Origin of the sequence: uncultured Romboutsia sp. (genome assembly GCF_958366745.1) — a bacterium.
Classification (GTDB): Bacteria; Bacillota; Clostridia; order Peptostreptococcales; family Peptostreptococcaceae; genus Romboutsia; species Romboutsia timonensis.
The window spans coordinates 1-16,354 of the sequence record NZ_CATXCO010000030.1 but is presented as its reverse complement, the minus strand read 5'-3'; the positions used below and the strand labels follow the sequence as shown (position 1 = coordinate 16,354).

Below are 16,354 nucleotides of genomic sequence, written 5' to 3'. Positions count from 1 at the left end.
GCTTCTATATAAAAAATAATTTAAATTCTATAAAAGGTATTTTATTGTTATTAGTAATATATAATAAATTAAAGTAATTAACTTTAATTAAAGAGGTGAGTATTGATTGCTAAATAAAATAAATAATTTAATATTAAAAAAACCAGTGCTATTTGGTGGATTACTTTTTCTTTTATTATCATTTTTATTTAATATAATAGAAATTTTAATTTTTAAATCTGCTCATATAAATGATATAATCCATATATTTCCTACTATATTAGTGTATGAGCCTATAATAAATATTTTGGGAGGATTTAAACTAAACCAAATCTATTATATTCCACTTGCATGTATAATAGATTTTCTAATAGGATTATTCTTAAGCTTTATTTTAAGTAAGTTTAAATATACAAAAAATCATTTATTAATAAGTCTTATAATTACTTTTTTAATTTATTGGTTTTTCGTAACCTTTCAGTGGTTACCTATAATATAAAAGATTATATATTATGATTAGTACATTAAATTAAAGAATAATATAAAAACAAGGAGCTATCTCAAAGTTTTATCTTTTAAATAGCTCCTTATTTTTATATTTTTACTAATTTACTTTTATTAAAATTATATATAAAATCTATAGTTCTTCCACTTATATTCACTGCTATAAGAGACCAAAATATATCATATACTGATAAATATGTTAGTGATAACATTAATACGGCTACATCACCTATCATATAAACATTACCTATATTTAAGGATGTAATTTTAGAAATTACCATAGCTAGAGCATCATCTCCACCTGCTGCAGCTCCGTTTCTAACAATTATTCCTACTCCAACTCCTACAAATAATCCTGAAAGTATGGTAACTATGAACTTACTATTTAACACGGGTATTAATGGTCCTATAGATTCAAAGACTTCATAAAATGTTGAAAAACTAAAAGTCGCTATTATTGAATATATTAAGAATTGTTTTCCAAAAAATTTATATGCCATTATAAGCAAGGCTGTGTCTATTATTAGATTTGCTACTGAAAGTTCTATATTGAATAAGTTTTTTAAGAGTAATAAAAGTCCTAATACTCCACCCTCTGTTATATTATTTTGATAATTTAAGTTATAAATTCCAAATGATAATATTAATGATCCTAGTAATATTAGTATTATGTGTTTTGCGTGCGTCCGCTTCTCCACAAATATCCCATCCTTTTCTTTTTGATTTACTAATATTATATACACTTGAATTTAATTTGTATAGTGCATTTTCATAAACTAAATATTATAAAATATTTTTATTTTTTTTTCAATCTATTTCTGTGTATTTTTATGTATTTTTATTTTTATATCTTTAAACCCAGTATTTCCAATAGTTTCACTTGTATACAATTTTTATAAAGTTTAGATTAAAATTTTTTAAGTTTAGTATATATAATTCTTTGTTTATATAAATTTTTGTTTTATTTAGTTTTACTAAACTAAGGACAAGTTAAATACTATCACTTTTTAATATATTTTAATAAATAAAGGAGCTAATCTTTATTTTAAGATAGCTCCCTTATTTTAATATCTATTGTAAGAACATTTTTAAATCATCTTCAACATTAGTTATTCCACCTATTCCAAAGTTTTCAACTAAAACTTTAGCTACATTTGGAGATAAGAATGCTGGTAATGTTGGTCCTAAGTGTATGTTTTTAACACCTAAGTATAATAGTGATAATAACACTATTACAGCTTTTTGCTCGTACCAAGCTATGTTAAATGCTATTGGTAATTCATTTATATCTTCAAGTTCAAATACTTCTTTTAATTTAAGTGCTATAAGTGCTAATGAGTATGAGTCATTACATTGACCTGCATCTAATACTCTTGGTATTCCATTTATATCACCTAATTCTAATTTATTGTACTTGTATTTAGCACATCCTGCAGTAAGTATTACAGTATCTTTTGGTAGGGCTTTCGCAAAATCAGTATAGTAGTTTCTTGATTTAGCTCTTCCGTCACATCCTCCCATTACGAAGAATTTCTTTATTGCTCCAGTTTTTACAGCATCTACTACTTGATCTGCAAGTGCAAATACTTGATTGTGTGCAAATCCACCTACTATTTCTCCAGTTTCTATTTCAGTTGGAGGAGCACATTTTTTAGCTTGTTCTATTATTTCTGAAAAGTCTTTGTTATCTTCACTTACACCTTTTATATGTTTAACACCTGCAAATCCAGCTGCTCCTGTAGTATATATTCTATCTTTGTAGCTGTCCTTTGGTGGCACTATACAGTTTGTAGTCATTAATATTGGACCATTAAAGCTTTCAAATTCTTCTTTTTGTTTCCACCAAGCATTTCCGTAGTTACCTGCAAAGTGAGAATACTTTTTAAATGCTGGGTAGTAATGAGCTGGTAACATTTCTGAGTGAGTATATACGTCAACTCCTGTTCCTTCTGTTTGTTTTAATAATAATTCTAAGTCTTTTAAATCATGTCCTGATACAAGTATACCTGGGTTATTTCTAACACCTATGTTTACTTTTGTTATTTCTGGATGTCCATAAGTTCCTGTATTTGCACTATCAAGTAGAGCCATACCATCTACCCCAACTTTACCAGTTTCTAAAGTTAATGCTATTAATTCATCTATACTTAAATTATCATCTAAAGTTTTTGCTAAAGTAGCTTGCATAAATGCATTTATATCTTCACTATCATATCCTAATGCATTAGCATGCTTCATATATGCAGACATACCTTTTAATCCATATATTATTAATTCTCTTAAACTTCTTATATCTTCATCTTTAGTTGCAAGTACTCCAACTTTAGTAGATTTTTCATCTAATATTTTATCTATATTTGATTCTTCTTTTCCACTTCCAAGTATAGCATCTTTTATTTTGCTTAATACGTTTACTTTAACATCCATTTCTTCATTTGATACTGCATTCCATAATGCTGCTTCTGATAAGTTTTCTTTGTTAGCTAATTTAGCTAATAAATCTTCTTTAGTTGCTAAAGTTTCTTTAACTCTTTGATAAAATACTTCATCATCAAAGTTTGCATTTGTTATTGTAGTAAATAAGTTTATAGTTATTAAGTGGTTAACATCTTTACTTACTTCTTTTCCTTCTTCTCTAAGTCTTGTTGTTACTTCTGATAATCCTTTTGTTGTATATATTAATAAATCTTGCATTCTTGCTAGATCTGGTGATTTTCCACATACTCCAAATTTTGTACATCCTGTACATCCTGCTGTTTCTTGACATTGAAAACAAAACATTTTATTTTCCATATTTTTTCCTCCAATATTTTTAATGTTTATTTCATACACACATTATATATAGAAAGATAAAATAAATCTGTAACGTATGTTACACTTTTAAAAATATTTAATTTTCTATTAAATATTTTTAAAATTAGGCTCTGTTAGCCATCTTCGTGATAAATATTACATAAAAACAACCACACATTAGACTTTTCAATACATTGAATTCTAAGATGTGGTTACTTTTATAGCTTACTATAAATTGTTCGTAATATATTAATATTGTTCATCTATGTTTAAATATCATAATAGAGTAATATCTTTTGGTATATTGCTCTATTACTTTAAATAGTTAACATCGCTTATATCAGATTAAGCCTTTTTTCTTTAAAAACTTTGAAACTTTTTGGACATCATCACCTGCAAATAAAGTTAGTAAAAAATCTGCAATAGCTACAAATATACCTATAAGAATATCCATTAAAAATCACCTCCTTTAATCTGACATATTAAAATTATAATGCAAATTTATATAAATTTAATCTTAAATTTTAAAAAGTATCTGCTAAATTAAATATTTTCGTGAACACACTAAGTGACTATAACATTTAATTCGCATTATATAACAATTGCGAACTTGGATATATAATTAATCACGAAGTTAGCTAACAGAGCCTAAAATTAAAATATAAAATATGTTATAAACTATAATAACTATTTTAGTTGGTAAATTATTCAATAAAGTTTATAATATAATAATAAGGTTTACAATTATTATATAATGTGAATTAGAAATAAAATAATTGATAGTTTTATAAAGGTGTTATAAATACAGTTATGGCATCTTTTTTTGTGCTTTTTTTCGATATAATCATTAAATGAGTTGCAAATAAAAAAATAATAAAAATTATTTTTCTATTTGTGTCAGATTTTATTAATTAAAATTGAATTAAATAATGTAAAAGCTTTTACAAAATGTTAGGAGGAAGATAAATTGCAAGATAAACTATTGATTAAATATATAAAGAAAAAAAATCCTAAGGGAATGGATATGCTGATAGATAATTATGGTGGAATCATAGCATCCGTAGTAAGAAAACATCTAGGGACTTTAATAAATTACGAAGAAGAATGTATAAATGATGTTTTACTATCTATTTGGGAAAGTATTAATGGATATGATAAGGATAAAAACACCTTTAAAAATTGGATATGTGCCATTGCTAAATATAAATCAATTAATTACAGAAAAAAGTATTTAGCTAAATATGAACAAACAGAAATAAACAATGAAATTTACTATATAGATAAAAACTTAGTAAAATTAGAGATAAATGAAGATGTAGAAGATATTTTACGTTGTCTAAATAATAAAGATAAAGAATTATTTATTAAATATTATATTGAGGGTTATGAACTTGAGGAGATAGCCAAAACAAATAAAACAAATGTTACAAACTTATATAGTAGGCTATCCAGGGGTAGAAAGAAAATAAAAAAAACTTTAAATTATAAGGAGATATAAATTATGAAAGATAATTTTAAACTATTAAATAATGTTGATATGGATTTAGATAAATACGAGGATTTAAATATTGATAAAGATAAATTAAAGAAAAAAATGAGAACACAAATTAAAACTAAAAATAAATTCAAAAAAAATATATCAGTGGCTGCTAGTATTTGTATAGTTGGAATTGGATTAAGTAGTGTAGGAGTTTTAAATAAATCACTGGCTTACAATGTACCTATATTAGGAAGTATGTTACAAATGATACAAAACTCTCTAAATAATAATAATGATAATTTATTAGATAGCTATACAGAAGTAAATAAATCATTTTCTAAAGATGGACTTACTGTAAATATTGATAAAGTAGTATATAGTAATAATCAAATATTTATGGAACTAGAACTAAAAACAGATGTCCCATTTGAAGAAAGCAAATATGCAAAAACTATTGTTCATGACCCTAGAGAACAATTTGCTGATAGTTTAGAGTTAGTAGGACGAGATTGGAAATTTTCTATAAATAATAAAAAAATGCAAAATTATAGTTTTGCTTCTCCTAGATTTCACTACATAGATGAATACACTTTGAAGGGTAATATGCTAATAGATTTTAAGTCACCTATAGATGAAAGTAATGAGTATGATATATTTAAAATGGAATTTAACTTAGAAGCAGTAGATTACGATAGAGAGACAAATGAATATAATCATATTGAAGATATTAATGGCCCTTGGTCACTAGAATTCCCTGTTAAATCTAATATTAGTAAAACAAAAACAATAAGACCTAAAGTAACACAAGATGATATTACAGTTAAAAAAGTTGTACTAACTCAAACTTCACTTAATCTAAATTTATCATCTAAGGAAAATATAGGATTATATGCTGAAGTAAAAGATGACCGAGGGAATATACTGAGTGGTGCAGGATTAGGCATATCAACTGGTGATACTTATGATGGTGATTATTATTTAAATAATATAGGTCAAGATATGAAGTATATAACAGTTTTGGCATATAAAGAAAATTCAAATGGAAGTAGTGAACTTATAACTGAAATAAAGATAAATTTAAAATAAGTTACTTCACAATATTAATATGACGCAAATTAAGATATTTAGAAATAGCTAGATTTATTAATATAATATATCTAGTTATTTTTTTGGTTATTATTATATAATTTGGGATTTAATTTATAATTAATATTATATTTATAAAACTGCTAGATTAAGTATCGATATTGAAAACAAAACATTTTATTTTCCATATTTTTTCCTCCAATATTTTTAATGTTTATTTCATACACACATTATATATAGAAAGATAAAATAAATCTGTAACGTATGTTACACTTTTAAAAATATTTAATTTTCTATTAAATATTTTTAAAATTTATATTAAAACTAATATTTTATGATATATGTTTAATCTTATATTTTATAATATATAATAAATTTTTATTATGGAGTAATTATGTATTTATCGAAATTTACAGACTACAGCTTTAGAATACTTATATATTTAGGAAATCACCCAAATGAAATTTTTACTGTAGATGAACTTTCCTCTATTTTAGGTTTGTCTACTAATCATATAAAAAAATCATATATAAATTAGCTAAAAATAATTATATCTATTCTTCTAAAGGAAGAAATGAAGGGGTTAAGTTGATTATGAATCCTAAAGATATTAATTTAGAAGCTCTACTTGAAATTACTGAGGATAATTTAAATATTGTAGAATATTTTTCTTCTGATAGTATTTCATGTAATCTTAATGGTGAGTGTAAATTAAAACCAGTTTTAAATGATGCATTGAATTCCTTTAAACTTAAACTTAAACTTAAACTTAGTGAGTATACATTAGCTGATATAATTTAAAAATCCCCTGATTTCACAGGGGATTTTCTATTAGTCTATGTCTATTGCATCTACTGGACAACCGTCTCTAGCTTCTTTTGCACTTTCTTGTACATCTTCAGGTATTTCTGAGTCTATAGCTTTAGCTAATCCATCATCATCCATGCTAAATACTTCTGGACATATTGAAGGGCATGCCCCACATCCTATACAAGTATCTTTATCTACGTTTGCTTTCATAGTTATGTCTCCTCTCTATGTATTATATTAACAAGTTACTAGATTTACATTTTATCTAAATACTCTTGTCAAGTTTATTTTGTCCATATAATCAATTTGTATAATAACATATTTAGGAAATTTTTATTTTTTATAATATATAAACTGTAACTATCTTTACCATTTTGTAATTCTAAGTTGGAATTATATAAATTAAATAAACATAACTTATAATAAGAAATATTGCTAGAATTAATTTCAATTAACATATTTATGTGAATTAAAATTTAAGAGATATTGTTTAAGGCATAATTAAAATGAATTTTTCATTTTAATTGTTTTGGTATTATATATCTTATATAATTTAAGTGTAACTTGATAATTAAGTATTTACGGAGGGATATAAGGTTTATTAAAACAAGTAATCCAGCTTTTAAAGATTTTGGGGATATAATTTATGATGATATGGATTTTAGTTCAAGCCATAAAATAAATTTAAATAATAAGTCCATTGATAATCTTAAGTTAGTTACAAATGATTATACTTTTATTAAAGTTACAAAAGGCGTTGTGATGATATTAGTATCTTTTGATAGTAATAATATAAAATCTTTTATAATAAATCGAAGCTTACATATAAAAAAAGGAATATATTTTAATCTTATATCAATTTCAGATGAAGCTAGTGTTGAAGTATTAACAAATACTGAATTTAAGTCTATTAAGTTAGATAATCCTTTTAATTACTCTAATATATCATCATCATTAGATATTAGTGAGATATACACTAAATTTTATCAAGAAAAAGGTACAAATTATAATTTTTCAGGAGAAAAACATTCTTATTGGGAACTTACTTATGTTGATAAAGGTGAATTATTAACTACAATTGATGGAGTGTCTTATCATCTAAAGCAAGGTGATTTAATATTTTATGCTCCAATGCAATTTCATACTCAATCAACATTTGAAAAAATTAGTAGCTCTTATTTAACCATAAATTTTAAAATGAATTTTAATCATGCTGATTTACTTTGTAATAAAATTTTTTCTCTTAAAAGAGATTCTTATTTTATAGTAACAAAACTTATAGAAGAACTTTCTAATGACAATTTATACAGTAATGATTTATCTCTTTGCTATTTAAAACAACTTATTATACAAATGCTTAGACTTAATAATTCACACTTCCATTCTAAGCCTACTACTCATATGCAACAAACTTATGAAAATGAGTTATTGAATGATATACTTTTATACATTGATAATAATATTTACGAAAAAATTTCCGTAAGTACATTGTGTGAACATTTTTGTATAAGTACTTCTATGCTACATTCCTTATTTAGAAAAAATATGAACAATACCGCAAAAAATTATATAAATGAGCTTAAATTAAGTAAAAGTAAAGAACTTATAAGAAACTCTACCCATACACTTAGTGAAATATCTGAAATGCTTGGCTTTTCTTCTATTCATTATTTTTCAAAAAAATTTAAATCATATTTTAATATTTCACCTACTGAATACTCTAAATCTATTTATAATTAAAAATAAAGGGTATCCAAATTTTTATTTTAGATACCCTATTATCTTTAAGAAAAATAAATTTTTAAGCAACATATTTTTTAATAGTATATTTTCTATCTTATTTTTAAATTCTTTAATATTGTAAAGACAAACTGCGTAAATCTTAATATAAAGTATCTATTGCTGGATTAAAGGTTATAATTGCAATTATATGCTTTGTTCTCACTTTTACACATTTTTATCTTTTCAACAACAACATCATACATTACTTTCTTTGCTGGTACTAAATATTGTCTTGGATCTGAAGCATTAGGATTTTCATTAAAATATTCTTTTATTGCATTTGAAAATGGTATTTTAAGCTCAGTTGCTATATTAACTTTACATATACCTTTTTCTATGGCATTTTGTACTGCATCATAAGGAACTCCTGATGCACCATGAAGTACTAAGGGTATATCTACCATACTTCTTATTTTTTCAAGTCTATCAAAATCTAATTTGGGTTCACTTTTATAAAGTCCATGTGCTGTACCTATTGCAACTGCTAATGAATCTACTCCTGTAGCTTTTACAAATTCTACTGCTTCATTAGGATCTGTTAAGAAAGAGTCTTTTTCATCTACCTTTAAATCATCTTCCACTCCTCCTAATTTTCCAAGCTCTGCTTCAACCGTTGCTCCATACTTATGTGCATAATCAACTATGTCTTTAACTATTTCTACATTTTTTCTAAATTCATACTTTGATGCATCTATCATAACCGATTTACATCCAAGCTTTATTATTCTTTTTATATCTTCTATATTTTCGTGATGGTCTAAATGAAATGTAAGCGGTATATTGTTTATTTCGCTAGCTTTTTCTATTATAGCTAGTAAGTAATTTTCATCTGCATATTTTACAGTTGATGGTGTTGCTGCAAGTATTACTGGCGATTTTAAATCACGTGCAGCATCTAATACAACTTGAATTGTTTCTAAATTGTGTATATTAAAGGCAGGTACTGCGTAACCCTCCTCTTGTGCTTTTATTAGCATTTCTTTAGTTGATATTAAACTCATATTAAAGTTACCCCCTCAGTCTTTAAAATTCATTTAACTATTTTTAATAACTTATTTATATAAAATTAAAATTCCCAATATATTTATCTATTTTTAAGTTATATACTTATACTAACTCGTGTAATATTACCCCTTGAACTACTCTGTTTACTTCACCTGTTGGACACGGATTATCTGGTGTTATACCTAAATTTACTGACTTTAAGAATGATAACATTTGCCCAAATATTATTTGTTGAAGTGGCAATAATACTTTATTCTCAACATTGTAATTTATATTCTCAACATTAAATACATAGTCAGCTTTATTAAGTATATCCTCTTCTATGTTATCTCCAACTATTACTACCTTATCATTTTTCTTATGAGCTAACATTTCTTTAGCTAAATCTAAGTCATATTTTCTTGTATATTCATCATTAGATATATAAATTACACTAACAGTTTCATCATCTACTACAGACTTTGGACCATGTCTAAACCCAAGTGGAGTATCATAACTTGCATTAACTTTACCTGCTGTAAGTTCTAATACTTTAAGGGCACTTTCTCTTGCTATACCCTTAGAAGTTGATGAACCTAAGTATACTATTCTTTCAAAGTCTTCATTAGAAAGGCTTGTAACTTTTTCTATATTATTTTCTATAAAATCATTTACTGAATTACTTAATTTATCTACATCACTTGAGAAATTTTCTATATTATTTATATTAAATACTGCCATAGCATTTAAAACCATAGTCGTGAAACTACTAGTCATTGCAAATCCTAAGTCATTAGTTTGAGGTGGCATTAAAAGAAGTAAGCTTTTTTCATCATTTACTGTGTTTTTTGCTAATTTTCCATTTTCATTACAAGTTATTACTATTTGATATAAGTCATCTACTAATTGACTTGCAAGATTAACTGCATGAACACTTTCTGGAGAATTACCTGACCTTGCAAAAGATATTAAAAGTGTTGGCATACCTTTTATAAAATAACTTTTGGGGCTTGCTACTAAGTCTGTTGTAGCTATAGCTTCTACTCTTTTATTTAATAAACTTGTTAAATATGGTTCACAAACCTCGCCTGCAAAAGCTGATGTTCCTGCTCCTGTTAGTATTATTCTAAATTCCTTTTTAGATAAGAAAGAATCTATAAAAGATTTTATTTCTATTTTATTTTTTATTAAGTTTTTAACTGATTCTCTCCAAGTATCTGGTTGTTGTATTATTTCTTTAGCAGTATTTAAACCACTACAATCTTCTAATTTTGAAATTTCTACTCCTAATAACTTACTTATAACTTTTTCCATTATTTACTCTCCCTCTCTCTTTATTACACTACTATTGTATCTATTTCATTTTTATATGTATTTGTAATTTAGTATCTATAATTTGCTTTTTTGTATTTGATATTTATTGTTATTTAATATGATATATATTTTAAATATGTAGCTAGAATAATAAATTTTTAAAATATGGTCGAAAATTTACTATGTGATTATAAATAAATTTAAGGTATATATAATTTTGAAATCTAAATTGTAAAAACTACTTTTATAAAAATATAAAAGATAATAGAAATATTTACCTAAATAATCTGTCTATTATAATTTTTTATTTTTTTACTAATATTCTTTTATTTTCTAAAATTTTAATATTTATATATTTAAATCCTTATATTATTAACTAAAACATTTTCCTTATGTAGAATTTTATATTTTATTATGTATTTTTATATAAATCGACTTTAAAATTTTATTTTTTACATAAAATATATAAACATTCTTCCTTTAACTTTCTTTTATTTTAAGTACTAGTATCTTGTATACACCCCTATATTTGTGCTATACTTAAAAAGTTATTTTAAGCTGAAAGGAGCAAAATATATGTCAAAAAATAAAATAATAAACATAGCAGTTATCGCCCACGTTGATGCTGGTAAATCAACTTTAGTTGACGCATTCTTACATCAATCTGGAACATTTAGAGATAACGAAGTAGTAAAAGATTGTGTAATGGATAGTAATGACCTTGAAGCCGAAAGAGGTATAACTATATATTCTAAAAACTGTTCTATCAACTATAAGGATTACAAAATAAATATAGTTGATACACCAGGACATAGTGACTTCTCTTCTGAGGTTGAACGTGTTATAAAAACTGTTGATACAGTTATATTACTAGTTGATGCTAGTGAAGGTCCAATGCCTCAAACAAGATTCGTTTTACAAAAATCTTTAGAAGCTGGACTTAGACCAATATTATTCATAAACAAAATAGATAAGCAAGATCAAAGAGCTGAAGAAGTTGTTGATGAAGTATTTGACTTATTCGTTGACTTAAATGCAACTGATGAGCAATGTGAATTCCCAATAATATACGGTATAGCTAAGCAAGGTATAGCTAAAAAAGAAATGGATGATGAAAGTGAAAACTTAGCTCCATTATTCGAAACTGTTGTTGAACATGTTGAAGCATACCCAGATTATAGCGAAGAACCTCTACAACTTCAAATATCTGCTCTTGCATACGATGATTATGTAGGAAGACTTGGTATAGGTAGAGTTTACAAAGGAACTGTAAAAAACGGTGAAACTGTATCTATCTGTAAAGCTGATGGTTCTGTTGCTAGAGGAAGAATAACTAAACTTACAGTTTATGAAGGATTAAAGCAAGTTGAAAAAGATGAAGCTTATGCTGGTGATATAGTTGTTGTTGCTGGTATGGCTGATATATCTATAGGTGAAACTATATGTAATGCTGATAATCCATTACCAATGGAAATGATACACATAGAAGAACCTACTTTATCTATGAACTTCTTAGTTAACGATTCTCCATTTGCAGGAAAGAGTGGTAAATTCGTTACAACTAGACACTTAAAAGATAGATTAGATAAAGAATTAGAAGTTAACGTTGGTCTTAAAGTTGAGCCAATGGATACAACTGATGGATACAGAGTATCTGGACGTGGAGAACTTCACTTATCTATACTTCTTGAAAACATGAGACGTGAAGGATACGAAATAGGTGTATCTAAGCCAGAAGTTTTATTTATAAAAGATGAAAACGGAAAATTAATGGAACCAATGGAAAGAGTTATAGTTAACTGTCCAGAAGTTTACTCAGGAACTGTTATAAACAAATTAAACTTAAGAAAAGCTATGATGGAAGCTATGGAAATCGAAGGAGATTATGTTAAAATAACATTTATAGCTCCTACAAGAGGATTATTAGGATACAGAAGTGAATTCATAAATGATACTCGTGGAGAAGGTTCTTTAGTTAGATCATTTGAAAGATATGAAGAACACAAAGGTGAAATGCCAGGAAGAACTAACGGAGTTTTAATATCTCAAGTTGCTGGTTCAACTATGGCTTATGCACTTAACGCTTTAAGCGAAAGAGCTCAAATGTTTGTTGATCCTGCTGTTGATGTTTACGAAGGTATGATAATCGGTATGAACTCAAGAAAAGAAGATATGACTGTTAACCCTTGTAAGAACAAGAAATTAACTAACGTTCGTGCTTCTGGTACTGATGATGCAGTTAAATTACAAGCTGCTAGAACATTTACTTTAGAAGAAGCTTTAGAATTTATAGAAGATGATGAGTTAGTTGAAATAACTCCAGATGCTATAAGACTTAGAAAGAAATTCTTAAATGAACACGATAGATTAAGATACAACAAGTCAAGACAAGCTAATAAATAATATAAAAGGCAATCTCTATTTTAGAGGTTGCCTATTTATATTTAATAATTCAAAGTAGTATATCTATGTAAATTCAATTTATTAATACAATCAAAATGTTATTTAATAAAAAATTCGCTTCGCTCATGTCGCCAACGACTTCGTCCGTTGCTCAAAATCTTTTTTACGCTCAAAAACAATTTATTCATATTACTTACATTCAGAAGTTATCCACATTTTTTAAAGTATTATAATATCCTTAAGCGTAAAAAGAGTATCTTCATAGTATTAACTATAAGGATACTCTTTTTTGTTAAATATTATATATATAAAATACTAGTTTTCAGAAACTAATTCATCTAGTACTTTGCTCTCTGATAAATAAGATACAAATGTTAGTCCATACATAACTCCAACTACTGCTAATGTTATTATTACTATACCCATTTCTATTTATCCCTCCTTTTATTTATATTATAGCCACTTTATGTGAATATACTGTGAATTTTCTATGAAATTAAATTTAGTTTAATTTTCTAAATTTTTAAACTTATTCTCTTTACTAATTTAATTATAGTCTTAATTCGAACTATATTCTAGTTACTATTTTGTAATTGTTCCACATAATGTATCTTTTATACATATTAATTATACATAATATTTTAAAAATATATTGAAACAATCCTATAAAAATGCTAAATTAAATATAATAGAATATTTTTAGGAGAGTGATGGAAAATGGACCATAGTCCTTTGGGAGGACAGAACTTAACAACCATCACTTATTTATTGTCTTTATTTAGTTAATTTTTTTATTTTGTTTATATAAATCAACTATTTAATAGATAATATTAAGTGATGAGATTTATATAAAACTTAATAAAGGATGGTTTCAAATGATAAGATACTATAAAACTATTGACAATAAATTGGAAAAACTAAATTCTTTTGAAGAAGGATGTTGGATAAATCTTGTTGAACCTAACCAAAGTGAAATTAACGAAATTGCTAATTTACTAAATATAGATATAGATAGTATAAAATCTGCACTAGATGAAGAGGAACGATCAAGAATAGATGTTGAAGATAATCATACACTTATACTTATAGATATACCAGTTGATGAAAGTGATGATAAATCTTCTCATTATACTACTATTCCTTTAGGTATAATTCTTCTTGAAAATGCATTACTAACTGTTTGTACTGCTCAAACTAAAATCTTAAATGATTTTATAGTAGGTCATATTAAAGAGTTTTACACTTATAAGAAAACTAGATTCATACTTCAAATTCTGCATAAAAATGCAACTTATTATCTACACTACTTAAGAAGAATAAATAAGATGACAACTATTATAGAAAAAGAAATATATAATTCTATGAAAAATAAACAACTTATACAGCTTCTTGAATTAGAAAAGTCACTAGTATACTTCTCTACTTCACTTAAAGCTAATGAACTTGTTTTAAATAAAATGGTTCGTACAAGTAGTATAAAAAAATACTCAGAAGATGAAGATTTACTAGAAGATGTTTTAGTAGAAAACAGACAGGCTGTTGAAATGGCAACAATTTATGGAGATATACTAAGTAGAATCATGGATGCATTTAGTGCTATAATAAGCAACAACCAAAATGGCGTTATGCAATTTCTTACATCTGTAACATTAATAACTACTATACCAACTATTGTATCAGGGTTCTTTGGTATGAACGTTGGGGGTATACCTTATGCTAATGATGTAAATGGATTTTGGATTGTTATGTTAATTACAACTTTAATTTGTTTAGTTATAACATTTTTCATGTCTAGAAACAAGCTACTGTAAAATTAAAAATAAAAAAACCTTCATGAAATTTAATAATTTCTTGAAGGTTTTATATATACTTGGGGGTTTTATATTGACTTATATATTTTTAATCACAGGGTTTTTATTACTCTTTATTGGTGCCGACTTTTTTGTAAGTTCTTCAGCTAATATATCAAAAACCTTTAATATTAATCCATTTTTTATGGGACTTACTATAGTTGCATTTGGGACTAGCTCTCCTGAATTGTCAGTTAGTCTTATATCATCGTTAAATGGATCTTATGGTCTATGTATAGGTAATATTATAGGTTCTAATTTATTTAATATACTTATGGTAGTTGGAGCTTTGGGATTTATAAAAACTTTACGTGTTGATAATTCTATATTAAAAATGGAATTTCTATTTTTAATATTTTGCTCTATAACTTTATTATTGTTATCTATGGATAATTCTTTGGGGAAATTTGATGGTATATTACTATTACTACTCTTTACTTATTATATGTTTTCTTTTTCACCAATTAATAATTATAGAGAATCTATACCTTTAATTCGTAATAACATTATTAAGTTTAAAGATAATACTAAATTTTATGATATATTAATAAATATTTTTAGTTTATTGGCTATATTTACAGGAGGAAAGATGGTTGTTGATTCTTGCCTTAATATAGTTGATTACTTAGATATAAGTAGTAGACTTATAGGATTTACTATAGTAGCTATTGGAACATCTCTTCCTGAGCTTATAACATCTATTATAGCTTCATGTAAGAATGAAGGTGATATTGCTCTTGGAAGTATAATTGGGTCTAATATATTTAATATATTATTTGTAATTGCTATTCCAGCATTAATAAATCCTATAGCTATAGATAGTAAATTAATTTTCGATAGTATATTTACAATTATTGCTACTATTTTAGCCTTTATATTCATCAAAAGGGAAAATGATATTACTAAACATGAAAGCCTTATTCTAGTTTTCACTTATATCATTTATATACAATTTTTTATATCTAAATCTTAAATAAAAATTTACTTTGCTTGATAAATGTGTCATCTAAACACTTCATTATTTATAATATGATTTCCTCGTAAATAAAAAAAGAAAGCTAAATGCTTTCTTTTTTATTTATCTATTATCATATCCGTTATACATTCTTCAAACATGCTATCTATATCCTCATTTATTTGTAGTATATATATAGGAACATATTCATCATCTTCTTCTGCTTTTTCTTCTAATTCAAATTTTGCTATTAATGACTTGTGTAAATCTATATTTAAATCTGGCATTTTACTTAATATATCTTTGCTATCTTCATAATCTTTATTTCCTAATGATGTATACATATCTAAGCTCTTTTTGTAATATAGCCATGCTAACATATACTCACATCTTGAGTCATCAGATCTAAGACCT

13 protein-coding genes and 1 pseudogene are annotated in these 16,354 nt (G+C 25.6%); 8 read left to right on the top strand and 6 right to left on the bottom strand.

Annotation, left to right across the window (positions count from 1 at the left end; all coding sequences use genetic code 11):
- Positions 1-572: 572 nt before the first annotated feature.
- The gene (locus tag Q5F54_RS03975; RefSeq protein ID WP_071119966.1) at positions 573-1,181 is read right to left on the bottom strand and encodes a YitT family protein; all 609 of its coding nucleotides are present in this window, start codon (positions 1,179-1,181) and stop codon (positions 573-575) included.
- A 373-nt stretch (positions 1,182-1,554) separates the two neighbouring features.
- Positions 1,555-3,276 (bottom strand): hydroxylamine reductase, encoded by a 1,722-nt coding sequence (gene hcp, locus Q5F54_RS03970; protein WP_288564250.1) that lies wholly within the window; start codon positions 3,274-3,276, stop codon positions 1,555-1,557.
- 967 nt (positions 3,277-4,243) lie between these two features.
- On the opposite strand from hcp, the gene Q5F54_RS03965 reads away from it, so the two are divergent.
- The 4 genes from Q5F54_RS03965 (at position 4,244) to Q5F54_RS03950 (ending at position 6,643) form a co-directional block, all read left to right on the top strand.
- Positions 4,244-4,774, top strand: a complete 531-nt coding sequence (locus Q5F54_RS03965) for a sigma-70 family RNA polymerase sigma factor (protein WP_281537358.1) — start codon at positions 4,244-4,246, stop codon at positions 4,772-4,774.
- 3 nt (positions 4,775-4,777) lie between these two features.
- Positions 4,778-5,842, top strand: a complete 1,065-nt coding sequence (locus tag Q5F54_RS03960; protein WP_302169055.1) for a DUF4179 domain-containing protein — start codon at positions 4,778-4,780, stop codon at positions 5,840-5,842.
- A gap of 394 nt (positions 5,843-6,236) precedes the next feature.
- Positions 6,237-6,380 carry a hypothetical protein gene (locus tag Q5F54_RS03955; RefSeq protein ID WP_288525993.1) on the top strand — a complete coding sequence of 48 codons (144 nt, stop codon included), beginning with the start codon at positions 6,237-6,239 and terminating at the stop codon, positions 6,378-6,380.
- Entirely contained in the window at positions 6,365-6,643 is a 279-nt protein-coding gene (locus Q5F54_RS03950; protein ID WP_331562353.1) for an Rrf2 family transcriptional regulator, read from the top strand. Before Q5F54_RS03955 ends, Q5F54_RS03950 begins: the two co-directional genes overlap by 16 nt.
- Positions 6,644-6,673: 30 nt before the next feature.
- Here Q5F54_RS03950 and Q5F54_RS03945 read toward each other — a convergent pair whose 3' ends face one another.
- The gene (locus tag Q5F54_RS03945) at positions 6,674-6,862 is read right to left on the bottom strand and encodes a ferredoxin (RefSeq protein ID WP_071119964.1); all 189 of its coding nucleotides are present in this window, start codon (positions 6,860-6,862) and stop codon (positions 6,674-6,676) included.
- A gap of 444 nt (positions 6,863-7,306) precedes the next feature.
- On the opposite strand from Q5F54_RS03945, the gene Q5F54_RS03940 reads away from it, so the two are divergent.
- Positions 7,307-8,392: an AraC family transcriptional regulator gene (locus tag Q5F54_RS03940; RefSeq protein WP_302333987.1), complete on the top strand. Its 1,086-nt coding sequence runs from the start codon at positions 7,307-7,309 to the stop codon at positions 8,390-8,392.
- Positions 8,393-8,559: 167 nt separating this feature from the next.
- On the opposite strand, the gene Q5F54_RS03935 is transcribed toward Q5F54_RS03940, so the two are convergent.
- Both Q5F54_RS03935 and Q5F54_RS03930 read right to left on the bottom strand, forming a co-directional pair.
- A complete protein-coding gene (locus Q5F54_RS03935) occupies positions 8,560-9,435 on the bottom strand; it encodes a tagatose bisphosphate family class II aldolase (RefSeq protein WP_288526681.1) in 876 nt (291 codons plus the stop codon).
- A 106-nt stretch (positions 9,436-9,541) separates the two neighbouring features.
- Positions 9,542-10,732 (bottom strand): SIS domain-containing protein, encoded by a 1,191-nt coding sequence (locus Q5F54_RS03930; protein WP_302333986.1) that lies wholly within the window; start codon positions 10,730-10,732, stop codon positions 9,542-9,544.
- 576 nt (positions 10,733-11,308) lie between these two features.
- Between Q5F54_RS03930 and typA the strand changes: the two genes are divergently transcribed.
- The 3 genes from typA (at position 11,309) to Q5F54_RS03915 (ending at position 15,958) form a co-directional block, all read left to right on the top strand.
- Positions 11,309-13,135: a translational GTPase TypA gene (gene typA, locus Q5F54_RS03925; RefSeq protein WP_288526683.1), complete on the top strand. Its 1,827-nt coding sequence runs from the start codon at positions 11,309-11,311 to the stop codon at positions 13,133-13,135.
- Positions 13,136-14,010: 875 nt separating this feature from the next.
- Positions 14,011-14,946 (top strand): magnesium transporter CorA family protein, encoded by a 936-nt coding sequence (locus Q5F54_RS03920; RefSeq protein ID WP_071119951.1) that lies wholly within the window; start codon positions 14,011-14,013, stop codon positions 14,944-14,946.
- 73 nt (positions 14,947-15,019) lie between these two features.
- On the top strand, positions 15,020-15,958 hold the full coding sequence (locus tag Q5F54_RS03915; protein ID WP_302333985.1) for a calcium/sodium antiporter: 939 nt from the start codon (positions 15,020-15,022) through the stop codon (positions 15,956-15,958).
- Between the two features lie 101 nt (positions 15,959-16,059).
- Here Q5F54_RS03915 and Q5F54_RS03910 read toward each other — a convergent pair.
- Positions 16,060-16,354 (bottom strand): annotated as a pseudogene (locus Q5F54_RS03910) (hypothetical protein); the annotation flags it as partial.